Genomic DNA, 21,886 nt, shown 5'->3' with positions numbered 1-21,886 from the left:
CCGACGGTTGCTGCTTGCCGACCGAAACCGGCCGGCGACCAGCCGTCGCCACGAGAAATAACGTGAGGAGTTCCAAATGTTGGCTCGTTTGCTCCAGGCGCTCGGAATCGCTGTCGTTGCGGTCCCTGCTGGAGGCCTGCTCTACTTCCACATGAGCGGGTCTCACGGTTCCCCACTGGTGCCGATCGCAATGAGCGCGGCCCGCGCCTCGCAAACGGCAATGCCATACACCATTGCTGCAACGGCCGCCGCACGGGTGGAGGTTCCAGAAAATCTCGAGACGCCGGCTGCGGAGCAGGCTGGAGCGCGCCTATTTCGGGAGAACTGCGTCCAATGCCATGGGGCTCCAGGCCTTGCCGCGACCGTCCAGGGGTTGAGCCCGCCGCCCCCGAACTTGTTGCTCGGCGGCCGACGAAACGATCCCGCCGAGGTCTTCTCGAAGACCAAGAATGGCATCAATGGAACGGCAATGCCGGCCTGGGGCGATCGAATCCCGGATCAAAGCATATGGGCGCTCGCGGCGTTCCTTCACCATTCTCGCGGCATCTCGGCGGACGCATTCGATGCGCTGAGCACGGCAGAGGTAGATCCCGGAGAAGGGACACACTAAGCAGTGCCCGCGGCGGAAATGAAACGCCAATCAGGGCCATCGGCGTATTCTGCCCCTCAGCCTGACGACGCCCGTTTTGAATCGGGGAGCAGCAGCATGGCAATGTCACCGGTCGGCACGCGCTCGGCATGGGACTTCAGGAAACTCGAAGCGATTGGGTGCTCGGTGGCGTTGTTGGCCTCGTCGACACTTTCACCGCATGCGTTTGCCACTCCCTCGCCATCGACGCTACGGACGCTGCCGATAGTGGCGACGACATGTCGCGCAATGGTGGGAGCGTCGCCAAGTTGAGGTCCAAAAGATAGCGCTATGTCATCCCAGGTCCTGCCGTAACGAGAACCCTGAGAGGCATGCCAAATGCTGCAACGAACACGGGCAACAATGCGGTCGTACGTGCCCCTGTATCCCATGGCTGCGTTGCTGTTGGCTGCCAGCATCTTTGGTGTCGACACCTTCACATCCCTTGACAGTGCCGCTATCGCCGTCGGGTACATCGTGGTGGTTTTGATATCCTCCAGTTTCTTCAGTCGCAAGAGCCTGCTGGCTGTAGGAGTCCTCTGTGCGATCCTGACGCTAAGCAGCTTTGCGATCGTTCATGGAAACGCCTATGAAAGCGATCCTTTCGCTCGTTGCCTGATCAGCATTAGCGCTATCGGCATCATTACGTTTTTAGCGCTGAAGAACCAGCAGGCGACGCTTGCTCTGCGTAACCAGGCCGCACTCCTGGATCTTACCCATGACGCGATAATCGTCCGCGATGGTAATGATGTCATCACCTATTGGAACGCAGGCGCTGAAGAAGAGTATGGCTGGAGGTCCGAGCAGGCCGTCGGACGGCATGCGGCAGAGCTGCTGAAGACCAAGTTCCCGACCACACCCGGACGCATCGCGTTGCAGCTCCATGCTGAAGATCGCTGGGAGGGGGAACTCACACAAACGAAGCGCGATGGCAACGAGGTCGTCCTTGCCAGCCGGTGGTCGCTTCAGCGGGACGAACGCGGCCGCCCCGGCTCTACGATGGAGATCAACAACGACATCACTGAGCGCAAGCGTGCGGACGAGAAACTGCGTCAGGCCGAGCAGGAATTGCGGCGCGCGATCGACACGATACCTGGCATGGTCTGGAGCGCATCCGGCACGGATGGAACGATGGTTCTATTCAGCGCGCGCTGGTTGGACCTGGGTTGGACAGCGGCCGAAGTTGCCCAGGGTCGTTGGCAATCCATGGTGCATCCTGACGATGTGCAGCGGGTCGAGGCCGAATGGTTAAGGTCGTTGGCGACCGGGGAGCCTTACGAAACCGAATGCCGTGTCCGATCGGCGGCGAGGGAATATCGCTGGCACCTGGTGCGCGCATCGCCATTGCTTGGTGAGAACGGCCAAATTCTGCGCTGGTACGGCATCAATACAGACATCCAGGATCGCCGCCGGGCAGAAGACGCGCTTCACAAGACGCAGGCCGAGCTTGCACATGTGACCCGGGTGACGACGCTCGGGGAGCTCACGGCCTCGATTGCGCATGAGGTCAACCAGCCTCTGGCCGCGATCGTCACCAATGGAGAGGCTTGCGTGCATTGGCTGCGGCGGGACGTGCCCGATCTCGATGAGGTGCTCAGCTCCGTCGAACGAATGATCAGCGATGGCCGCAGGGCCAGCCAGGTGGTGACACGCATACGCGCCCTGGTCCGCAAGAGCGACCCCCGGCAGACCAATTTGAGCATGAATGAAATAGTGAACGACGTGCTTTTGCTCGTCGAGCGTGAATTGGTCAAGCAGCGGGTCACTCTGCAACTTGAGCTGGAGCCTTCGCCGCCGACCGTTTGGGGTGACCGTGTCCAGTTGCAGCAGGTGATGATCAATCTGGTGATGAATGCCATTCAGGCGATGTCGGGCGTCGCCGACCAACCGCGCGTCCTGTCCATCAGTTCCAGAAGTCAGGCGCCGGACACGAAGGACCGGTCGACAAGCCTGGAGGTACGGGATACGGGCGTGGGAATCGACCCCGCCTCAATGGCTCAGCTCTTCACCGCATTCCATACGACCAAGGCTGACGGCATGGGGATGGGATTGTCGATCTGCCGGTCGATCGTGGAGGCGCATGGCGGTCGCATCTCGGTCGCGACGGACCAGGAACGCGGTGCCTGTTTCGTTGTCCGCCTTCCGGTCACGCGAGAGACGCTGTCGTGAAACAGACTCAGGCCGGGCATGGCGATATCCCAATGCGTTCGTGGGCGGTGAAGGCAACGTTTGCTGTAGTCACGCGTGTCGGATCCGGGCGGGCGAGATTTTATCGCTACGGGATTACGCGCCAATCAGACGAAGGTATATCTTAAAGTATTAAAAGGTATTCATATTTAATTACTTGCGTGCCATCGCGAATATATTTTCCGTACATATATAAATGGGCAGGCTTTTCATACTTTGAAAGCCAACCTTGAAGGAGTTTACCATGCGAAAATCAACGTTAATCTTAACGACGATCGCTTTGGGTGCAGTCCTGGCGATTGGTTCGGTGTCAGACTCGATGGCCCGCGGCGGCGGCGGCGGCGGCGGCGGTGGCCACGGTGGCGGCGGCTTCGGCGACGGCGGTGGCGGTCATGACTTTGGAGGTGGTGGCGATCATGGCTTCGGCGATCGTGGCTTCGGTCGCGGTTACGGCGGCTTTGGCGGGTGGTGGGACGATTGGGGTCCTGACGACTATCCCTACTACTATGGGGACTATGCCGCAAATAATGACGCTAATGTCGCGTCCTGCGAGGCGCGGTACCATTCGTTCAATCCCGCCACCGGGACATATCTTGGATATGATGGACATCGTCACTATTGCTCGTGACAGCAAGCCTTTCGGATCCGGGCTCACAGGCCAGTGGGATCGGATCCGATGTCCGACGTAGCGACCAGTTTGATCGAAATGGCGCTTGAAACAGCAAGCAACTGCCAGGAGAAGCTCGAAGGCGGATTGGGTTCCATAGCCGGGCAGTTCGATATGGCAGTTGCACCCGTTTGGCGTCCTGCGAATTTGGTCTACCTGCCCGACTAACGTTAGCGGATCTGCGTCCAGTCGTCCGGCGGTTGCATTCTTCCTCCATCGGACGGTCGAACGCGAAGCGCGCAGAAGCGACGAAATCATCGCAATCCGGAGCAAGTCATCGCGAGGTCAAAAGCCTACTGTCGATGCCTCAAGGAACTTGCGGCGCAGGCCTCACCCTTTATGCGAGAGGAGCAGTAATCGATGATATCGAGACGTGACGTGCTGGCTGCGACAGCCGTAGGTGGAGTGGCAACAGCTGTGTCCATGAGCAGTGCCAAGGCCACACCGGTGAAGCAACCGATCGCCTTCGGCAACCCGAACGATCCGCCGCAAGGGGCGATCAACGCCACCAATCCAAGAAGCATCACAGATCCCGGTCCGCAAAACCCGGCGATCAGGGATCAGTTTCCGTCGGCATTCTCGCCGCCGGCGACCGACGTTGGCAGCATGCCGCTCACTTGGGCGTCATTCAACAATGCGCCGCGGCGCATCCAGAATGGCGGCTGGGCGCGTCAGGTTACCCAGGATACTTTCGCAGTCGCGGACACCATCTCCGGCGTCAACATGCGCCTGACATCCGGCGGCATTCGGGAGATGCACTGGCACCAGTTTGCCGAGTGGGCCTACATGACCTACGGCACCTGCCGGATCACCATCCTGGACGCGTTGGGCCGGCCCTACGTCGCCGACGTGAAAGAGGGCGACCTGTGGTATTTCCCCGCCGGCCTGCCGCATTCGCTGCAGGGTCTCGGTCCGGACGGCTGCGAATTCCTGATTTGCTTCGATGAAGGCTCGGCCTCCGAGTTCTCGACGCTACTGGTATCGGAATGGTTCACTCACACACCTCCGGACGTTCTTGCCGCCAACTTCGGGGTTCCAGTCGAAACGTTCCAGAAGATCCCACTGCGCGACCTCTACATATTCCAAGGCGAATTGCCCGGAGATCTGGCGGCGGACCGGGCAGCAGTGAGCGGAAAGGGCGCTCCGCCGCACCCGTTCACCTTCTCGCTCGGATCGATGGCCCCGACGCGCGAGACGCGGGGCGGCATCGTGCAGGTCGCCGACAGCACGAACTTCACCGTCTCGACAACGATTGCCGCGGCATTGCTGACCATCCGTCCCGGCGGCATGCGCGAAATGCATTGGCACCCAAACGCCGACGAATGGCAGTACTGGATCAAGGGCAAAGGCCAGATGACAGTTTTCAACACCGGGCCGAATGCGGTGACCATGGACTTCAACCCAGGCGACATTGGCTACGTCAAGAAGAATCTCGGACACTATATCAAGAATACGGGCGATACGGACCTGCAAGTCCTCGAAGTGTTTAGAGCTCCTCAATTCCAGGATGTTTCTCTGTCCGATTGGATCACACATACCCCGCCCGCGATGGTCGCCCAACACCTGAACGTCAGTAAGGCGACGATAGCGAGGTTCCCCAGGAACAGGGCGGAAAACATGCCCGAGTGATCTGCCAAAACCCTGTCCTGTGAACTCGATTGGCGGATCCCCTCAATTCGCGAGCGCCTCTGCTCTGGGGCCGATCGACGCGTGGCCATCCCCCATGACGTCCCCGATCAGGTGCCCGTCCCTCACCGAGCGCCACACCCAATTGGTCGATGAACCATTGTATTTTCAACATGGCGTGGCCGTTACCGCTGTTGGCTCGTTCTCGCGCCGGACTTGCTGAGGCCTCTTGTCTTCGGAAATGTCCAGTTCGCTCAATCGCCGATACCATCTGGACCCTTTTGATCTCCATGAGATTCCGCGCTCATTAATCTAAAACTACACATCACAACAATATAAATATACATATTAATACTATTATATAATGCCTCGAATATATTCTCATGAAATAAGATTCAGTTTTCAGGCACTTTGAAAAGCCGGTATTGACGGAGGCTCTATCATGAGAAAATCAACGGCAATCTTAACGACAATCGCTTTGGGTGCAGCGCTGGCGATTAGCTCGGTGTCAGACTCGATGGCCCGGGGGGGCGACTTCGCCGGTGGTCGTGGCTTCGGTCGCGGTCATGGCGGCCCGTTCCTCGGCCGTTCCCCCTGGATCTGCAGCCTGAGCGGATTTGGCCATCGCGCGACCTGCCGTTCCCGGTACCAGGATTAGCAGCCAAAACCAGACGTTCAAAAAGGACTGTACCGCAGCTTCCCGAAGTGGTTAAGCAAGCTAGCCGTCGAGCTTTTCGAGCGCAGCCAGCAGCTTGTCCGGGGTAGCGGGAAAGTCGCGGATCCGTGCCCCGGTAGCATTATGGATGGCGTTCATGATCGCGGCGCCGGCACCGCAAATACCCAGTTCGCCGACGCCCTTGCTGCCGAGGGGACTGCCGTGCGGATCGGCCTCCTCCAGAAACACCACGTCCATCGCACCGACATCGGCGTTTACCGCGACATGGTAGCTGGCCAGATCCTGGTTGATGAAGGAGCCGAAGCGCGAGTCGACGTGGTTCTCCTCGAGCAGCGCCGAGCCGATGCCCCAGGTCATGCCGCCGATCATCTGCGAGCGGGCGGTCTTTGCATTCAGGATGCGACCGGCCGCGAACACGCCGAGCATGCGTCGAACGCGCACCTCACCGGTGTCCCGATCGACGCCGACTTCCGCGAAATGCGCGCCAAAGCCGGCGTGTGAATACGCCTTGTCGAGATCGGCGGGCGTGACCGATCCCAGGGCTTCCGTCATCCCGGAGGCCCGCCCGGCCTTGAGTTTGCGGCAGGCCGCCAGAACCGCGGAACCGGACGTCGCCGCGCCAAAGGAGCCGCCCGAGCCGGCGGTGGGTGGAAAGCGGGTGTCGCCAAGGCGAACCATAACGCGGTCGACTGGCATTTCCATCGTGTCGGCGGCAATCTGCGTCAGGATCGTGTAGGAGCCGGTGCCGATGTCCGTCATCGCCAGCTCGATGATTAGCCGGCCGTCGCTCTCCAGCCGCGCTCGCGCCGTCGCGCTCTGCAGCACGTCGCCGCGGATCGCCGAGGCGACGCCGAGGCCGACAAACCAGGGCCCGTCGCGAACGCTGGCCGGCTTTGCGACGCGCTTGTCCCAGCCGAAGCGGCCAGCGCCCTCACGCAAGGCCTCTGCGAGATGGCGCGAGGCGAACGGCTGATCCTGCTGGGGATCGCTCTGGGTGTCGTTGCGCAAACGTAACTCGACCGGGTCCAGGCCAAGTGCCTCCGCCAGCTCGTCCATCGCGCATTCGAGCCCCAGCAGGCCGATCGCCTCGCCCGGGGCGCGCATCGAATCCGAACGCGGCAGATCAAGCTTGGCGCGGCGATGCCGGGTCAACCGGTTGGGCGCGGCATAAAGCCTGCGGGCCGCGTCGACGACCGGCTCGGTGAACTGGTCGAAGCGCGCACAATGCACCAGTGCTTCCTGGCCGTAGGCAGTCAGCCGGCCATCGCGGTCCGCGCCCAGTCGTATGTGCTGCTCGGATGCCGTGCGGTGTGTCGTGGTATGGAACAGCTGCGGGCGTGTCATTGCCACCTTCACCGGTCGACCAAGCGTGCGGGCGCCGATCGCGGCGAGGGTCGCGTCCACATAGTACGGCAACTTGCTGCCGAAACCGCCGCCGACATAACGGGTGATGACACGGACGTTCTCCTTGGGGATGTTGAACGTTCGGGCGAGACCTTCCTGCGGACTCGCCGTCAACTGCGCGGAGGTGTGCACCGTCAACATCCCGCCCTCCCATGCCGCCATTGTCGCATGTGGCTCCATTGGAGCCTGATGCTGATAGGGCGTTGTGTACTTTGCATCGATCCGCACCTGTGCGTTGGCAAACGCGGATTCGAAATCACCCGTGGCACTGTCGGCGGGAGCATTGCCATCGATCCGGCCGGGGTTTTCGGCGGTAGGACCCGCGGCATGCAGGTCATAATCACCAGGTGTTGGATTGTACCGGATGCGGACCATCGCGGCGGCCGCGCTGGCCTGCTCGAGCGTTTCGGCGACCACGAAGGCGACAGGAAAGCCGAAATAGAGCACCTCGTCGGTGTTGAGCGCGGGCTCTGCCCGCGCAAAGCGGTCCGGCAGATCGACTGGACCCCAGGGCGTCTGGGGAGGTGCATTGTCCTTGGTCAATACGAGCAGCACGCCCGGCGCACGCTGTGCATCGCTCGCATCGAGTGCCAGGATGCGGCCCTTGCCGATCGCTGCACTCACGATCACGCCATAGGCTGCGCTTCCTTGCCCAGCATATTCGAAGGCGTAGGTGGCCCGGCCCGTCACCTTAAGTCTGCCATCGATGCGATCGAGAGGAAGGCCTATTACGTCGGCGTGCTTGCTTTCGGTCATGCTCGCTTCTCCTCAGACGCCGACCGCGTCGGCCAATGTGGCCCGCAGCGTTCGGCGTGCGAGCGGGATCTTGAAGTCGTTGTGGCCATAGCCGCGTGCACTTTTAAGCGCGGCTATGCCGGCGGCATCAAAAGACGCTCGAGTCGCCGAGGCGCCGTCCAGCGAGGCTTCGGCTTCCACCGATCGCCATGGCTTGTAGGACAGGCCGCCGAACGCGACGCGCGCGGCGCGCACCCTGTCACCCTCGCGCTCTGCGACGACAGCGACCGAAACGAGTGCGAACGCGAAGGAGGCGCGATCGCGGACCTTGCGATAGACTTGACGACCCTTCGGCGGCGGCGGCAGCAGCACCGACCGGATCATCTCACCCGGTGCCAGAACCGTTTCAATATGGGGCGTGTTGCCGGGCGCTCGATAGAGCGCGTCGATCGGGATGGTCCGAATTGCGCCATCAGCGGCGACGGTCTCCACCCGCGCGTCGAGTGCCGTCATGGCGACCGCCATATCGGACGGATGCGCGGCGATGCAGTCGTCGCTCACGCCCATCACGGCGTTCATCCGGTTGATGCCGTGCAGCGCCGCACATCCGGACCCCGGCACACGTTTGTTGCACGGTTTAGTGGTGTCATAGAAGTAGGGGCATCGCGTGCGCTGGAGCAGATTCCCACCGGTCGTGGCCTTGTTGCGAAGCTGCGTCGAGGCGCCCGCCAGGATCGCCTGCGACAGCAGCGGATAGAGGCGGCGGACGCGCATGTCGGCGGCAAGCGCGCTGTTCGTGACCCCCGCGCCGATGCGCAGACCACCCTCCCCCGTGCTTTCGATGATGTCGGCGAGCGGCAGGAGACCGATGTCGACCAGCAGTTCAGGCGTTTCGATCTGCAGCTTCATGAGATCGATGAGGTTGGTGCCACCGGCGATAAACTTGGCTCCCGGTGCGGCTGCAGTGGCACAGGCGGCAGCGACTCCGCTTGCCCGTTCGTAACGGAACGGCTTCATCCGCGGCCTCCCTCGTTCACGTCGCGGATTGCCGCAACGATGTTGGGATAGGCTGAGCACCGGCAGATATTGCCGCTCATCCGCTCGGCGATCTCGGCATCCGTCAGGGCTGGCCTGGTCGCGACATCCGCCGTCACATGGCTTGGCCAGCCCGCCTTGTGTTCGGCCAGCAACGCGACGGCCGAGCAAATCTGACCGGGCGTACAGTATCCGCATTGCAATCCATCATGGCGCACAAAGGCAGCCTGCATCGGATGGAGATCGCCGTCCTCCACCAAACCCTCGATGGTGGTGATCTCGTCGCCGGCGTGCATAACCGCAAGCGTCAGGCAGCTGTTGATGCGCTGTCCGTTGACGATTACCGTGCAGGCACCGCACTGCCCTTGGTCGCAGCCTTTCTTCGTGCCGGTCAAGGCGAGGTGCTCGCGCAGCGTATCGAGCAACGTCGTGCGGGGGTCGAGATCAAGGGCGTGCTGCCGCCCATTGACGCTCAATCTGACATTCTCTTTCGGCAACGATGGGGGTTCTGCGGTGGGCTCGGCAAGTGCTGCCGGCGAAGCCAGCACCATGGTCGTAACCCCGGCTGTCCCAAGAAACCGCCGCCGGGATATGGATGAGCGAAGAGTGAGTTCTCTTTCCATGGCAGTGTCTCCGACTGGATGCGGATGAGGACGTACCCGTTTGCCCGAAAATGAAATCGCGCATATTTGCGCGATATGGCCCGGTCTTGCGTTGATTTCAGGAAACTTTCGTCGGACTGGAGTTTTGCGTATCCGTCGGTGAGGCCTTTGAGAAACGATGAGAGCGCGCTCTTCGCAAGCCGCCGAGGAAGGCACCTCAGCCGCGCTGCGATGGCGCTTCGAACGCGCCGCTGCACGCTGCTGTCGCAAAAGGCGCAAGCGAAAAGCAGAGCCAGCAATTTCGGACAAGCAAAACAGCTTTGATCGGATCACAGGAAGCTGGCTGCGAGCAAAGCTGTATACCTGCGCTCAACGCGATTGATGGATGGCAGCGCGCCGCGAGGCTCGCTGCTGAATCCCGCGGCAACGGTGCCCGAACTGGGGCCGTCTTCATCACCGACAAGGAGCCATCCATAGACATGGTGACCGAATATCCCTCAATTCGTATTGTCAGCCCGACCGCTTTCGACGCGGGCACGGCACAGACGCCTGGCTCCGTCCGCCTGGCCGCGGTCGCGCCGCAGCTCGGCATCCAATCGGCGATATGGGGCGGGCTGTTCGAGGTCATGCCTGGAGCCAGTACAGGCATCCACCATCATGGAGAGCAGCAGACGATTGCCTATGTCTTATCGGGCACCTGCAAAGTTCGCTGGGGCGTGAGGGGAGAATACGCCGCGAGCGCGAAAGCCGGCGATTTCATTCATGTGCCTGCGTTCCTGCCACACATGGAGATCAATCCATCGGATTCGGAGCCTTTTCACTGGGTGGTCGTCAGGAGCACCCCAACGCCAATCGTGGTGAACCTCCCTGATCATACGTGGCCATGACGGTTACGCTTCGCGTGAGACACGTCATGGCACGTCGGGACGGGGATCGCCTACGAACATGCTCCGGTTCGGCATCTCGATCGCGCTCAGTGTCTTGGCGTCGAGCGTTGCATCCGCCGGAAGCAGTCCGTTCAGATTGAGGATGTAGGCGGAGATCGCGTAGACATCCTCGTCGCTCAGCGATTGCGGCGCCGTCAGCGGCATCGCGCGGCGGATGTAGTCGAACAATGTCGGGGCGTACGGCCAATAGCTGCCAACGGTTTTGACCGGATTTGGCGTCGCCAGCGTGCCTTTCCCGCCGACCAGTTTGTCGCCAAGCCCGCCCTCGCCCTTTGCGCCGTGACAGGACGCGCATTGCTGATCGAACACCATACGGCCCTGACTGACACTGCCACTTCCCGGCGGAAGGTTTTTGCCGTCGCGATCGATATCGATGTTCCAGCCCGCAATCTCAGCCGGCGTTGCTGATCGACCGATGCCGTAGGGGCCTTGCGCCTGAGCGCGCGGAACGCATGTCAGCCCAAGCACGGCGAGCACCGCGATACAAAACTCACGCGTTGCCATTGGACACCTCGCCATCCGCTGCGATGCGCCACGGCCAAATGGCGTTGTTGTGGTAATAATAATTGTCGCCACGCACCGCGAGCAGCTCGGCCAATGTCGGCTGGACGTAACCCGTCTCGTCTGTTGCTCGGCTTTGAATCACGGCCGGTTCACCTCCCCATTGCCAGGGAAGCCTGAAGCGCGTCAGCGCCCGCGTCAGCACCGGCTCCTGCAGCTGCGCGTCTTGCCAGCTCTTGCCGTCATCGACCGAAACCTCGACCCGCTTGACCTTGCCATGTCCGCTCCAGGCGATACCCCTGATCTCGTGAAAACCCGGTGTGCTCAGCCGTTGGCCGCCCGAGGGCCGCGTGATGATGGACTTGGCTTCCATGTAGAACGTGAAGTCACGTGCCGATCCGTCTGGCATCAGGTCGGTGTATTTGGATGTTTCTTCGCGCGAGTAAGTCGGTTCCGCAGTGACGTGCAGACGGCGCAGCCACTTTATGCTCATGTTGCCCTCAAAACCCGGCAGCAGAAGCCGCAGCGGATAACCTTGCTGCGGGCGTAGCCGCTCGCCGTTCTGGCTGTAGATCAACATCGCGTCGTCGAGACATTTTTCGATCGGAATGCTGCGTGTCATCGCTGCAGCATCCGCGCCTTCGGCGACGACCCATTTCGCGCCTGGCTGCAGTCCTGCTTCCTGCAGAACGACCTTCAGGCTGACCCCGGTCCATTCGGCGCAACTCACGAGACCGACAAGGTCGGATGCCGTCTTGCCGTAGGGTTTCTTGTAGGAGGGATTGCCGGAGCACTCGAGAAAATAGATATGCGATTCCGAAGGGAAGCGCCGGATGTCATCCATGGTGAAGATCAGAGGCTTGTCCACCAGGCCATGCAGCATCAGTCGATGCTGCGCCGGATCAATCGTGGGCACCCCGCTATGATGGCGCTCGTAGAACAGTCCGTTTGGCGTGATGATACCATCGAGATCCTGCAGCGGCGTCCGTCCCGATGCGGACAGATACTGCGGCAGATTCTTCGGGATATTCTTGATGACGCCCTTCTCGAACGGCGAAGGCGTTCCATAGGGCTGGCTTCCCATCGGGTCGCCGGGCGCTTTCATCCATTCTGGAATGTTGGGCGGAAGATTGTCAGCACTATCGCTTGCGGCCAGCGCTTCGTTGCCCGCGAGGCTGCCCGCGACAAAGGCTCCGCCCAGCAACGCACCACCTTCGCGCAGAAACCGCCGGCGTGATGTCAGGCCAAGATCATTGTCGACGTCGGTTGGCAAGGTCATCGCGTATCCTCCATTCGAACACAGCGGCGATCGAGCAAACGGGACACCATCGGCAAGCAAGGCGTTGACCAGCCGTTATTGTGTGGAGCTATGGCGACCGGCGCGTCCACGGATTTTAATTCATCTGGGCAAGGCACCGCTTGCCGAGGATTGCTGCTCTTGCGTCATTCTTGCCGTTAGGCAACCGACCCTAAACCTAAGTATTCCCTTCTCAACCGGACGTAACGGATAGATAAGCCTTCGTTCAATAGTCCGGATCATCGAGCTACGGTTACGTTCGGGGTATAACTTGGGTAACCGGATGGCACTACAATGACAACCGATAGCACCAGCACTTCACCCGACCGGATGGACTTGGCCGTCGCACGACAAGCGATTCTTCCGATATTGGTGGCGTTTTCCATCGCCTGTTTCGTAGGCGCTTTGGTCACCGATATCGTCTATTGGCAGACCGTAGCCGTGACGTGGGAGACGTTCTCCATCTGGCTGATCACGGCCGGCCTCGTCCTGGCAGGCGTTGCGGTCATAGCTTTCGTGATCGACTTTGTCCGCGGCAAGCGAAGCCGTACGCTTGCCTTGCCTTACGCGGTTGGCTATGCGCTCGCCGTTCTGCTCTCGCTGATAAATGCCTTCGTCCACAGCCGCGACGGCTACACGGCAGTTGTGCCAACGGGCCTGACGCTTTCCGCCCTCACCATCATCATCCTGTTGATCGGTGCCTGGGTCGGCTCGGGATATCGCCATCGCATTGGAGCAAGAATATGATGCACGCTGTCGAAATTGCACATTCGATGAAGCGGCCTCGGCTGGCCTCTCTCGTTGCCGCTGTTGCCGGGCTGGGTCTCGCCGGCTGTGACAATGGTGGCGGCGACCCCAGCAAACAGGTCGGTGCCAATCCCGTGCTGCCCGCGCTGCAGCAGTTTTTGGTACCGCCGATAAAGGTCGCGAAAGTCGTCGCATGGGGACACGAAACTCCGACGGTGCCGGCGGGATTGCAGGTCCATGCTTTCGCCACCGGCTTTGAGCATCCAAGATCCCTCTACACTCTTCCCAACGGGGACGTGTTGGTGGTTGAAAGCAATGGTCCGAAAGCACCGATCTACCGCCCCAAGGACATAGTTCAAAGCTGGGTCACCTGGTACGCCGGCGCAACCGCCGAGGGCGGAAATCGCATCACGCTGCTCCGCGATACCAATGGCGACGGCGTTCCCGAGCTGCGAACCGTTTTCCTGGACCACCTCAATTCACCCTTTGGCGTCGCGTTGGTTGGCCATGATCTCTACGTTGCCAACACCGACGGAATCGTCCGCTATCCCTATCAGGACGGGCAAACCAGCATCAGTGCCACCGGCACCAAGCTCACCGACCTGCCAGGTGGACCCATCGATCATCATTGGACAAAAAGTATGGTGGCCAGCCCGGATGGCTCCAAGCTCTATGTAGGGGTCGGATCAAACAGCAACATCACTGAAAACGGAATTGGGGCCGAATATGAAAGAGCTGCGATCTGGGAGGTCGACCGTGCATCGGGCGCCCATCGTATCTTCGCCAGCGGCCTGCGCAATCCGACCGGGCTTGCCTGGGAGCCGGTGACCGGCAAGCTCTGGGCCGTCGTCAACGAGCGCGACGAGATCGGTCCCGACCTGGTTCCAGACTATCTGACCTCGGTTCGGGACGGAGCTTTCTACGGCTGGCCCTATAGTTATTACGGCCAGCACCTCGACCCGCGGGTCCAACCGCAGCGACCGGACCTGGTGGCTACCGCGATCCCGCCGGACTACGCCTTGAGCTCTCACGTGGCGCCGTTGGGTGTAGCGATGTATGCGGGCACCAACCTTCCCCCAAGCTACCGCGGCGGCGCGTTCGTAAGCGAACATGGAAGCTGGGATCGAACCCCCCTTAATGGCTACAAGGTGGTTTTCGTGCCGTTTAGCGGCGGACGCCCCAGCGGCCCGGCGCAGGACGTCGTCACCGGCTTTCTCGATGCGAGCAACCAGGCGCGCGGACGGCCTGTTGGTTTGGCGGTCGATCGATCCGGCGGACTGTTGGTAGCGGACGACCTGGGCGACACCGTATGGCGGGTGTCGTCGAACGGTTCCCCGACCGCGTCCAACAATTGACGCAACAGGCGATCGAACAAGCATCCGGCTGCAGCGATCCGCAAGAACAGCATCGGACGAGCCGCCGGATTCGGTTTCGAGTTTTCAGGACGTTTTGTTTCATTTGTCCATTTTCAAAGTGATGGACGAGCCTTGCACACCGATGACTCGCAATGGCTGATCAGCGGCCGGATCGGTCCTTTCGGGCCGGCGCAACAGGAGAAAACATGAAGAAGAACTGGACCAAACCGAGCATGTGCCAGGTCCCCGCAAGCCTGGAAATATCGCGGTATCTGCCTGCAAGAATGACTCCCAAGAAATAGGCTGCAGAAGTGCGTGTCCCCGGTCAGGGGCACGCACCTTCCCCACCGGGTAAACCCATGACAGGCCTTGACGCGCACGATGTCGGCCGTGACGCTTCCACGATTGCGATTTTCATGGACCATAGAGAACGCCGCGACGTGGAAACCGCCATGCGTCCGAGGATCGTCGGATCGGCGGCAGGCGGCGGTTTTCCCCAGTGGAACTGCAACTACCGGATGAGCCGTACGGCCCGTGCCGGGGCAGCGGGCATTTCCCAGCGGACGCAATCGAGCCTGGCTGCATCCGTCAACGGACGCGACTGGGTTCTTTTCAACGCCTCCCCCGACATCCGCCAACAGATCGCGCAAAAACCGCTGAATTGCAGCCTAGCGCCGACGCGCCGATGCGCTCTACGCCGATCCGAGCGGTGCTGCTTACCAATGCCGATGTCGATCACGTCGCCGGCCTGCTCACCCTGCGCGAGCGCCACCCTTTCACCATCTATGCAGCGGCGCAGGTTCTGGCGGTACTTCAGGCGATTTCAATTTTCAACGCACTCGATCCGGCAATCGTGGCGCGGCGTGTACTCCCGCCGGAAGGCGACTTGAAGATTTGCGATGCGAACGGCCGGGCCACTGCGTGACGATCGAGAGCTTCGCGGTGCCTGGAAAGGTGGCGCTCTACCTGGAGGATTCCACCCTGCCGGAAGCCGATTTCAGTTCCGACAAGGGCGATACGATCGGGGTACGCACCACCGGACACAATGGTGGCGGCTCGGCCTTCTATATTTCGGCTGCGCCCGCATGGACGGGGTTTTGCGCTCGCGTCTGGAAGGCTGCCTGCCTCCTGTTCGACGGCACCGTCCACACCAACGAGCAAATGATCGCGGCCGCGTTGGAGACAAGACCGGCACGCGCATGCGACATCTGGCAATGTCGAAGAAACGGGCTCGCCGGGCTGGCCAGCGTGAAGATCGGACGCCGAGTCTTTATCCACATCAACAACACCAATCCGGTTCTCGACGGAAACTCGCCCGAACATGCGGCAGTCAAGGCGATGGGCTGGGAAGTCGCACATGACGGCATGAGATAGAATTGTGAGCTGTTTCCATGGCGTGGCCAGAAGCGGACTGTCCGCAACGGGACTGGGAAGCCGTGCTGCGGCAGGTAGGTGCCGAGCGCTATCACAACCGCCACCTCTTCCACCACAGGGGATGACCGCAGGCTCCCTGTCGAAGATCGAGATGCAGGCCTGGGCGTTGAATCGTTACTGCTACCAGGCGGTCATTCCCCGCAAGGACGCCATGATCCTCGCACGCGCCGACGATCCGACCTTTCGGGCGGCGTGGCGCAAGCGCATAGAGGACCATGACGGCGACGACGGCCGAAGCGGCGGCGCGGCACGCTGGCTGCATCTCGCGTCCTCGCTCGGTCTCGATGCGGATGCCGTGGAAAGCGGGAGGCCGGCGACACGAGAGCGATGATTTCGCTGTGGTCGGTGGTATTTCGCCAGCATGGCCGGCACGCGCTCACCGATGATCATCGGTGAGAACAATTCCGTCAGCGACGAGGCGACCGCCTCGAGCGTCCGGTTGGCGCAGAAAGAAAGATGGGCGGCGACCGCGAAACGATCCTGTCGCTCCGCGGTTGGCCAGATCATGGCCGATCTCGCAGATGACGCACAGGAGAGAAAAGTGACCCGCGACGTCACTGCCTTCCTCCAAGAATGGTCCGACAAGTTGCTGGTGAAGCTGTGAACGAGCCGTTGCTTCCTCCGATCGCCATGCTGGCAGAACTGACCCATCGCTTCCCGCTGCAATGTCCCTATGCGTTGATGCCAAGCCGCGCTTCCGTCGAGCGGCAAGTGGAAATTGTTGAAGCCGCCTATGAGCGGCTGCGTGGGATCATGAACATATAGATTTAGTCACACCGGATTATTTCGCGATCTACCCCAAGCCCTGCATGGGCGGCTGGGCGCATGACGCTTTCATGGTCGCACCCGACGGCACTGTGTTGCCGTGCCACGCCGCACAGACGATCCCGTCATTACGCTTCGAACGTTTCGGGCCACGCACGCTGGCCGATTCACCGTTGTTCAACGCTTTCCACGGAACGGATTGGATGCAGGAGCCGTGTAGTGGCTGCGAACCGCGCGAGATCGACTGGGGCGGCTGCCGATGTCCGGCGGTGCCCGATTGCCGGCGATCCCGCCGCCACAGACCCAGCTTGCATCAAGTCGCCGATCCACGCTCGGGTGGGAAAGTTCATAGACGGTCCTCACAACCGCCGTTTCAGAAGCCACGGCGACAACGTCGCTGAAAGCTTCGTCTATCGCCGCATAGCCCCGCCACAACCCGGCCTGCCAGACGCGCATGGTTGTCGAGACAGATCTCCGTAACCAGATTTGGAAAACTTCTGCGGGATTGCGCTTCGTCACCGTGCGATCCGCGCTCGTTCGAGCGCCGGGTTTGCTTCGCGATGTTCGGATCGTTGTCGAGCAGCGGTTCTGTCGGCAGTCGCGTGGGTTGAAAAACTGGGCCGTGAGCGCGTGTGGAAATGATGGACGTTGTTTTCGTCCATCCCCTTCCAGCTTTTCATCGCGCAAATGCTCGGCAAGCTGTTCGAACTTCGGTGCGTACCGCAGCCCTGCATCCTGGGTTGAGCCGGTGGTCTCCAGGATCGAATTGTGGTAAGCTCTTCGGGCACTTTGGCGGATAGATCGCCCACCGGACTCGGATCTGAAAATTGGGCCGATCTCGATGATCGTTACCGGAACACACAATCCGTATCTCGTCGGTTTTTCGATTCTGGTCGCCCTCTTCGCGTCTTACACTGCGCTCGATCTCGGGGGGCACGTGGCACCCACGCGAGGACTTGTACGTCAGCTGTGGCTGGCGGCGGCCGCGATCACAATGGGGGGCGGAATATGGTCGATGCACTTCGTTGCCATGCTCGCCTTCAGCATGCCGACTCCGATGTCCTACGACATCGGATTGACCACGCTTTCGCTCGCGGTTGCGATCTTCGTAACCGGCGGCGCTTTTTACGTCATCAGTCGCCGGACGGCATCGCCGCTTCGCCTCATGCTCAGCGGCATCTGCATGGGACTTGGCATTGCGGCTATGCACTACATCGGCATGGCGGCGATGCAGGGCCCTCAGCTTAGCTACGACTACTTATTTGTTGCGCTCTCACTGGTCGTAGCGATTGGCGCGGCGACGGCGTCACTATGGCTGGCATTTCGAACCACGGCTCCTGGACAAAAGCTCGTTGCGGCCATTGTCATGGGCCTGGCCATTTCCGGCATGCACTACACGGCTATGGGAGCGGCCATTTTTACCACTCACGGCTCGGTTCACGACGCCCCAGGAAATGCAAATCTCGATCAAACCAATCTAGCGGTGGCGGTTGCCAGCGTTACGTTCGTTATTCTGGCTTGCGCGTTGGTCGCATCCTTGTCCGAGCAGAAGCGCGCCGAAGAAGCGCTGCGCCAGTCGCAGGCGGAGCTGGCGCATATCACACGCGTGGCGACGCTGGGCGAACTGACCGCCTCGATCGCCCATGAAGTCAACCAGCCACTCGCCGCCATCGTGACCAATGGCGAGGTCGGCTTGCGGTTGCTCGACCGCGAGGTGCCGGATCTGGTCGAGGTGCGCGAGGCTCTTCATGACATGATCAGCAATGGCAAGCGAGCAGGCGAGATCATCCATCGACTTCGCGCGCTTTCTAAAAGGACCGAGACTCGGAAGGTGGCGCTGAACATCAACGACGCGATCAGCGAGGTGATCCCGCTGGTGCAGCACGAGGTGCTCAAACACCAGGTATCGCTGCGCCTGGAACTGGCTCCAACGCTGCCGGCCGTGCTCGGTGACCGGGTCCAGTTGCAGCAGGTGATCATCAACTTGCTGGTCAATGGAGTGGACGCCATGGCCTCGGTCGACAGCCGGCCGCGCGCGCTTGACATACGGTCGCAAAGGCATGGCCCCGGGCAGGTGCTGATAGCCATCCGGGACACGGGAGTCGGCATTGATCCGCAAAGCGTCAGGAGGATCTTCGAGGCGTTCTACAGCACCAAGCCGAGCGGCATGGGCATGGGGCTGTCGATCTGCCGCTCTATAGTCGAGAGCCACGGCGGAACGATCTGGGCGTCACCCAATGTGGGGCCGGGGGCCACGGTTCAGTTTGCCTTGCCCTTGCGACCGGAGCAGGCCGCATGACGTTCTATGCGCAGCACGAGCCGCGAGGCGAGGACAACGAGCCCCTTCGCCGCTGTGATGCGCGGCTCTACGAGGACGCAGATCACGTGCTTGTCGACGGCATCCGGACAATGGCCGGAACGAGTCTGACAGGTCGCCGCCAAAGTCGCTATTGGTCCGGCGGTTCCTACTAACGTCCGAAGGCAACACCTGACCCGAAGGTGACCTTGGTCCGCCCATGAGATGCCCAGTACATAGATTCCCGTGGAAGGTTCGCTTCTGCCGCTTAGCGGAAGTTTCGTTGATCGATCTGGAGATCGCCTTCCAAACTACCACAATGTCAACGCGAAACACCCGCCGCGTGTTAGTCTACGGCTCGTTTCACCGCAGCATTTGGATATATCCCGACCTCAACTCAACGACGGGTGCGCATATTCGGCCTGACGAATGCCTGGGCACAGGACAATCAAACGATCGATCGCCGACAGGGCGAAGCGCAGGCTGGACTCGTCGACCAATTGTCCATCCCTGATCTTGTCGACGACGTTACCGATGACGACCTGCGGACCAGGAACGGGACGTGACTGGATGGCGAGGAGCGTCTCGTTGGCCTGCGCCTGGGCACGAACGCCGCCGGTGAAGGCCGGCGACACTGAGATGACGAGCACCGGTTTGCCGGTCAACGCCGACCGACCGAGCGGCCTCGACGCCCAGTCAAGCGCGTTCTTGAGAACACCCGGGATGCCGTGATTGTACTCCGGCGTTGCGATCACAACCCCGTCGTTTTCCGCAACGGCTTGTCTGAATGCCTGTACGGTCTGCGGTGTCGACGGTCCATCTTGGTCCTGGTCGTAAAGCGGCAGCCGCAGATCGCCAATCTGGAGATCAACCGTCGGCCCCAATGCCAGTTGGAGACCTCGCAGAACGGCAAGGGAGTAAGAACCTTGGCGCAGACTCCCAGGCAAGCCGAGGAGCCGCGTCTGACTACGTGCCTCTATCATCGTCATCGGTCCAATCACTCTTAGGGCTGCAAGGGACCCGAACCAGCGCCGGTCGCTTCGATGGCGGCAGCGATCTCGGCTAAATCCTGGCCGGTCAATTCGAGGCTGGCCGCGTCAAACCAGCCGTCCACCTGAGCCGGGCTGCGGGCGCCGACGATCGCGCCCGTTACCCCCGGCCAAGCCAGCGTCCAGGCAATCGCAACCGCGGCAACGCTGGTGCTGTGACGCTGCGCGATCGGATTTAACGCATCGGTGAACGCCAGGTTTCGGGCAAGCTTTTCGCCGGAGAATTCCGCATCGCGGGATCGCCAGTCGTCTTTAGGGAGGGCTTGGGCGCGCGCGATCGTGAAGTGGCCGGTAAGTAGGCCGGATTGCATCGGGCTATAGACAATGACGCCGGTCTCATGGCCGTGGCACCACGGCAGTTCGGCCTTGGCGACATCGCGCCGGATCGCCGAAAACGGCGGCTGCAACGTGTCGACATGGCCCAGGCTCTCGGCCGTTTCCAACTGCACGGCACTGTGGTTGGAAAGGCCGATGGCGCGCACCTTGCCCTCCTTCTTCAGGTCGAGGAGGGTTTGCCAATACACTTCAAGCGGCGTACCGTCCTCGGCCGGCCAGTGCATCTGGTAGAGATCGATGCGCTCAACGCCGAGGCGCTTCAACGAGGCCTCCACCTCGCGGCGGATGCTGTCGGTTGCGCCGACTTGCCGAGGCAGGGCCTGGCGATTGTTTTCATCCCAGACGAGACCACATTTGGTGAAAACGTACGGCCGCTCATTGGCCGGGATCTCAGCGAGCGCTCGCCGCACGACCTCTTCCGAGTGGCCGAGGCCGTAAATAGCCGCCGTGTCCATCCAATTGATACCGCGTTCCACCGCATGGCGGATCGCAGTGATCGAGTCACCATCGTCCTGTGCACCCCAACCAACGGCCCAATCGCCTCCGCCAATCGCCCAGGCGCCGAACCCGACGCGGGTGATCGCCATGTCGGTGCAGCCCAAGCGGCGGATCGGTAAACCCTTTGCGACTGATGTCGACCGTTGAAATGTATCCACGTCGTAGCTCCTGTGTGCACCAATGCAAAATTGCGTCCTTCATTTCCATCCTTCCGACAGCGAGATCAGGTCCCGTTGTCAGGGAGGTATGAACCGTGGACGCTGTTCCCTGCCACGCAAATGTGTGGCGGTTACGTTCCGCGAACTGCGGTGTTCAGGTACCCTTTATGCAAGCCCAGCTAGATGGGGTGCCACTTCTCGTGCCCCTGTCCGCAGTTGCCCTCGGAAGGGCGAACTGGGACGTGGGACGTTTGGAGTTCGGCCAGCGCGGGACTCGCTGCCAACAGGACGGCCACTAGGCGGAAGTCCATCGCTGAACATCCTCCAGTTGGTGTTGCGGGTCGTTTCGCCGAAACATTCCTGGGAGCAGAAATAGTACTGGTGAGGTGTTTTCGTCTCACAAGCGCAACTCAGGCATTTCATTCTTTTGCTCCATCTCCGCCTTGCAGGCGGACCTGCAACGCATCGCACAAAAGCGTTTTGTGAAGTTGTCGAGATAGTAATGTGATTTTGGATGGTTCAGACCTCCGCACCAGTGACAGTACTTTGACGATCTCTGCATGGTCTTCTCGATAGGTCTTGCATTTTTCTCAATCATGGATTTGTCATGCATTTGTCTGAACTATATTGACACGAAGTTCTATGCAATCAGCCGGTTCAGAACAGCCCGCCGCACTGGAATTCATTCGAACCCATACATAGCTTTTTCCATTGATATTAATCATCCATAGGTATGGCTGAGTAACCTATTTGGGCAGCCGTAGTTGAGAATTTTTGCCGGAGGATATCCGCCGGGCGCGCTTTGATTGGCCGAGAACAGCTGACCGAGATGGCGCCGCACGCGGGATCAGCGATTGACACGCCGGTGACTGCGTCAATGACAAAGCTGTCGGCAAAACGGGCGAAACTCGAATTAGGGCGGCGTTCTCGAAAGACATTTCTT

The 21,886-nt window shown here is 60.8% G+C and carries 22 protein-coding genes and 1 pseudogene; 13 read left to right on the top strand and 10 right to left on the bottom strand.

Features of this window, described 5'->3' with window-relative positions; all coding sequences use genetic code 11:
* Positions 1 to 76: 76 nt before the first annotated feature.
* On the top strand, positions 77 to 610 hold the full coding sequence (locus NKH52_RS15920; RefSeq protein ID WP_352732041.1) for a c-type cytochrome: 534 nt from the start codon (positions 77 to 79) through the stop codon (positions 608 to 610).
* Positions 611 to 666: 56 nt separating this feature from the next.
* On the opposite strand, the gene NKH52_RS15915 is transcribed toward NKH52_RS15920, so the two are convergent.
* Positions 667 to 822: a hypothetical protein gene (locus NKH52_RS15915; RefSeq protein ID WP_352732043.1), complete on the bottom strand. Its 156-nt coding sequence runs from the start codon at positions 820 to 822 to the stop codon at positions 667 to 669.
* A 196-nt stretch (positions 823 to 1,018) separates the two neighbouring features.
* On the opposite strand from NKH52_RS15915, the gene NKH52_RS15910 reads away from it, so the two are divergent.
* The 4 genes from NKH52_RS15910 to NKH52_RS15895 all read left to right on the top strand — a co-directional run bounded on the left by NKH52_RS15910 (position 1,019) and on the right by NKH52_RS15895 (position 5,111).
* Positions 1,019 to 2,797 (top strand): PAS domain-containing sensor histidine kinase, encoded by a 1,779-nt coding sequence (locus NKH52_RS15910; RefSeq protein ID WP_352732046.1) that lies wholly within the window; start codon positions 1,019 to 1,021, stop codon positions 2,795 to 2,797.
* Positions 2,798 to 3,122: 325 nt separating this feature from the next.
* A complete protein-coding gene (locus tag NKH52_RS15905) occupies positions 3,123 to 3,443 on the top strand; it encodes a BA14K family protein (protein WP_352967331.1) in 321 nt (106 codons plus the stop codon).
* Positions 3,444 to 3,491: 48 nt separating this feature from the next.
* Positions 3,492 to 3,650 carry a hypothetical protein gene (locus tag NKH52_RS15900; protein WP_352732051.1) on the top strand — a complete coding sequence of 53 codons (159 nt, stop codon included), beginning with the start codon at positions 3,492 to 3,494 and terminating at the stop codon, positions 3,648 to 3,650.
* A 192-nt stretch (positions 3,651 to 3,842) separates the two neighbouring features.
* Complete coding sequence (locus tag NKH52_RS15895) at positions 3,843 to 5,111, top strand: cupin domain-containing protein (protein WP_352732053.1); 1,269 nt, start codon at positions 3,843 to 3,845, stop codon at positions 5,109 to 5,111.
* Between the two features lie 715 nt (positions 5,112 to 5,826).
* Here the strand turns inward: NKH52_RS15895 and NKH52_RS15890 are convergent.
* From NKH52_RS15890 to NKH52_RS15880, 3 genes are read right to left on the bottom strand one after another with little or no spacing between them, the layout of a single operon-like run.
* Complete coding sequence (locus NKH52_RS15890; protein ID WP_352732056.1) at positions 5,827 to 7,944, bottom strand: xanthine dehydrogenase family protein molybdopterin-binding subunit; 2,118 nt, start codon at positions 7,942 to 7,944, stop codon at positions 5,827 to 5,829.
* 12 nt (positions 7,945 to 7,956) lie between these two features.
* Entirely contained in the window at positions 7,957 to 8,940 is a 984-nt protein-coding gene (locus NKH52_RS15885; protein ID WP_352732059.1) for an FAD binding domain-containing protein, read from the bottom strand.
* Positions 8,937 to 9,581: a 2Fe-2S iron-sulfur cluster-binding protein gene (locus NKH52_RS15880; RefSeq protein WP_352732061.1), complete on the bottom strand. Its 645-nt coding sequence runs from the start codon at positions 9,579 to 9,581 to the stop codon at positions 8,937 to 8,939. Before NKH52_RS15880 ends, NKH52_RS15885 begins: the two co-directional genes overlap by 4 nt.
* 299 nt (positions 9,582 to 9,880) lie before the next feature.
* Here NKH52_RS15880 and NKH52_RS15875 point away from each other — a divergent pair, with 299 nt between their 5' ends.
* Positions 9,881 to 10,447, top strand: a complete 567-nt coding sequence (locus tag NKH52_RS15875; RefSeq protein ID WP_352732063.1) for a cupin domain-containing protein — start codon at positions 9,881 to 9,883, stop codon at positions 10,445 to 10,447.
* A 24-nt stretch (positions 10,448 to 10,471) separates the two neighbouring features.
* Here the strand turns inward: NKH52_RS15875 and NKH52_RS15870 are convergent, their stop codons facing one another.
* Together NKH52_RS15870 and soxC are read right to left on the bottom strand one after the other, a co-directional pair.
* Positions 10,472 to 11,011, bottom strand: a complete 540-nt coding sequence (locus tag NKH52_RS15870) for a c-type cytochrome (RefSeq protein ID WP_352732065.1) — start codon at positions 11,009 to 11,011, stop codon at positions 10,472 to 10,474.
* Positions 10,998 to 12,287, bottom strand: coding sequence for a sulfite dehydrogenase (gene soxC, locus NKH52_RS15865; protein ID WP_352732143.1), 1,290 nt, complete (start codon positions 12,285 to 12,287; stop codon positions 10,998 to 11,000). Before soxC ends, NKH52_RS15870 begins: the two co-directional genes overlap by 14 nt.
* Before the next feature lie 312 nt (positions 12,288 to 12,599).
* Between soxC and NKH52_RS15860 the strand changes: the two genes are divergently transcribed.
* The 5 genes from NKH52_RS15860 to NKH52_RS15840 all read left to right on the top strand — a co-directional run bounded on the left by NKH52_RS15860 (position 12,600) and on the right by NKH52_RS15840 (position 16,172).
* Positions 12,600 to 13,052 carry a DUF2231 domain-containing protein gene (locus tag NKH52_RS15860; RefSeq protein ID WP_352732067.1) on the top strand — a complete coding sequence of 151 codons (453 nt, stop codon included), beginning with the start codon at positions 12,600 to 12,602 and terminating at the stop codon, positions 13,050 to 13,052.
* A gap of 26 nt (positions 13,053 to 13,078) precedes the next feature.
* The gene (locus NKH52_RS15855; RefSeq protein WP_352732146.1) at positions 13,079 to 14,407 is read left to right on the top strand and encodes a PQQ-dependent sugar dehydrogenase; all 1,329 of its coding nucleotides are present in this window, start codon (positions 13,079 to 13,081) and stop codon (positions 14,405 to 14,407) included.
* A 499-nt stretch (positions 14,408 to 14,906) separates the two neighbouring features.
* The gene (locus NKH52_RS15850) at positions 14,907 to 15,332 is read left to right on the top strand and encodes an MBL fold metallo-hydrolase (protein ID WP_352732070.1); all 426 of its coding nucleotides are present in this window, start codon (positions 14,907 to 14,909) and stop codon (positions 15,330 to 15,332) included.
* Positions 15,329 to 15,781, top strand: coding sequence for an MBL fold metallo-hydrolase (locus tag NKH52_RS15845; RefSeq protein ID WP_352732072.1), 453 nt, complete (start codon positions 15,329 to 15,331; stop codon positions 15,779 to 15,781). The genes NKH52_RS15850 and NKH52_RS15845 overlap by 4 nt, the downstream gene beginning before the upstream one ends.
* Positions 15,782 to 15,902: 121 nt before the next feature.
* On the top strand, positions 15,903 to 16,172 hold the full coding sequence (locus NKH52_RS15840; protein ID WP_352732075.1) for a thiaminase II/PqqC family protein: 270 nt from the start codon (positions 15,903 to 15,905) through the stop codon (positions 16,170 to 16,172).
* 17 nt (positions 16,173 to 16,189) lie between these two features.
* Here NKH52_RS15840 and NKH52_RS15835 read toward each other — a convergent pair.
* Positions 16,190 to 16,318: pseudogene (locus NKH52_RS15835) on the bottom strand (pyrroloquinoline-quinone synthase PqqC); the annotation flags it as partial.
* Positions 16,319 to 16,441: 123 nt separating this feature from the next.
* Here NKH52_RS15835 and NKH52_RS15830 point away from each other — a divergent pair.
* On the top strand, positions 16,442 to 16,606 hold the full coding sequence (locus NKH52_RS15830) for a hypothetical protein (protein ID WP_352732078.1): 165 nt from the start codon (positions 16,442 to 16,444) through the stop codon (positions 16,604 to 16,606).
* Positions 16,607 to 16,783: 177 nt separating this feature from the next.
* Here NKH52_RS15830 and NKH52_RS15825 read toward each other — a convergent pair whose 3' ends face one another.
* Positions 16,784 to 17,470: a hypothetical protein gene (locus tag NKH52_RS15825; RefSeq protein WP_352732080.1), complete on the bottom strand. Its 687-nt coding sequence runs from the start codon at positions 17,468 to 17,470 to the stop codon at positions 16,784 to 16,786.
* Between NKH52_RS15825 and NKH52_RS15820 the strand changes: the two genes are divergently transcribed.
* Positions 17,448 to 18,905 (top strand): MHYT domain-containing protein, encoded by a 1,458-nt coding sequence (locus NKH52_RS15820; RefSeq protein WP_352732083.1) that lies wholly within the window; start codon positions 17,448 to 17,450, stop codon positions 18,903 to 18,905. The genes NKH52_RS15825 and NKH52_RS15820 overlap by 23 nt on opposite strands.
* A gap of 389 nt (positions 18,906 to 19,294) precedes the next feature.
* Here the strand turns inward: NKH52_RS15820 and NKH52_RS15815 are convergent, their stop codons facing one another.
* Positions 19,295 to 19,891 carry an NADPH-dependent FMN reductase gene (locus tag NKH52_RS15815; protein ID WP_352732085.1) on the bottom strand — a complete coding sequence of 199 codons (597 nt, stop codon included), beginning with the start codon at positions 19,889 to 19,891 and terminating at the stop codon, positions 19,295 to 19,297.
* Positions 19,892 to 19,905: 14 nt separating this feature from the next.
* A complete protein-coding gene (locus NKH52_RS15810; RefSeq protein WP_352732088.1) occupies positions 19,906 to 20,874 on the bottom strand; it encodes an aldo/keto reductase in 969 nt (322 codons plus the stop codon).
* Positions 20,875 to 21,886: the final 1,012 nt, after the last annotated feature.

It is taken from the genome of Mesorhizobium sp. M1066 (genome assembly GCF_040318635.1).
In the GTDB taxonomy this organism is placed as follows: Bacteria; Pseudomonadota; Alphaproteobacteria; order Rhizobiales; family Rhizobiaceae; genus Mesorhizobium.
The sequence above is the reverse complement of the archived record's forward strand: the minus strand, read 5'-3'. Positions and strand labels throughout refer to the sequence as shown.

Excerpts from the sequence above, each read along its gene's own strand:
- NKH52_RS15860 (WP_352732067.1), top strand. The coding sequence starts at position 12,600 with ATGACAACCGATAGCACCAGCACTTCACCCGACCGGATGGACTTGGCC.
- NKH52_RS15920 (WP_352732041.1), top strand. The coding sequence starts at position 77 with ATGTTGGCTCGTTTGCTCCAGGCGCTCGGAATCGCTGTCGTTGCGGTC.
- NKH52_RS15870 (WP_352732065.1), bottom strand. The coding sequence starts at position 11,011 with ATGGCAACGCGTGAGTTTTGTATCGCGGTGCTCGCCGTGCTTGGGCTG.
- NKH52_RS15810 (WP_352732088.1), bottom strand. The coding sequence starts at position 20,874 with ATGGCGATCACCCGCGTCGGGTTCGGCGCCTGGGCGATTGGCGGAGGC.
- NKH52_RS15820 (WP_352732083.1), top strand. The coding sequence starts at position 17,448 with ATGATCGTTACCGGAACACACAATCCGTATCTCGTCGGTTTTTCGATT.
- NKH52_RS15815 (WP_352732085.1), bottom strand. The coding sequence starts at position 19,891 with ATGACGATGATAGAGGCACGTAGTCAGACGCGGCTCCTCGGCTTGCCT.
- NKH52_RS15855 (WP_352732146.1), top strand. The coding sequence starts at position 13,079 with ATGAAGCGGCCTCGGCTGGCCTCTCTCGTTGCCGCTGTTGCCGGGCTG.
- NKH52_RS15880 (WP_352732061.1), bottom strand. The coding sequence starts at position 9,581 with ATGGAAAGAGAACTCACTCTTCGCTCATCCATATCCCGGCGGCGGTTT.
- soxC (WP_352732143.1), bottom strand. The coding sequence starts at position 12,287 with ATGACCTTGCCAACCGACGTCGACAATGATCTTGGCCTGACATCACGC.
- NKH52_RS15885 (WP_352732059.1), bottom strand. The coding sequence starts at position 8,940 with ATGAAGCCGTTCCGTTACGAACGGGCAAGCGGAGTCGCTGCCGCCTGT.
- NKH52_RS15890 (WP_352732056.1), bottom strand. The coding sequence starts at position 7,944 with ATGACCGAAAGCAAGCACGCCGACGTAATAGGCCTTCCTCTCGATCGC.
- NKH52_RS15895 (WP_352732053.1), top strand. The coding sequence starts at position 3,843 with ATGATATCGAGACGTGACGTGCTGGCTGCGACAGCCGTAGGTGGAGTG.
- NKH52_RS15910 (WP_352732046.1), top strand. The coding sequence starts at position 1,019 with ATGGCTGCGTTGCTGTTGGCTGCCAGCATCTTTGGTGTCGACACCTTC.
- NKH52_RS15900 (WP_352732051.1), top strand. The coding sequence starts at position 3,492 with ATGTCCGACGTAGCGACCAGTTTGATCGAAATGGCGCTTGAAACAGCA.
- NKH52_RS15840 (WP_352732075.1), top strand. The coding sequence starts at position 15,903 with ATGACCGCAGGCTCCCTGTCGAAGATCGAGATGCAGGCCTGGGCGTTG.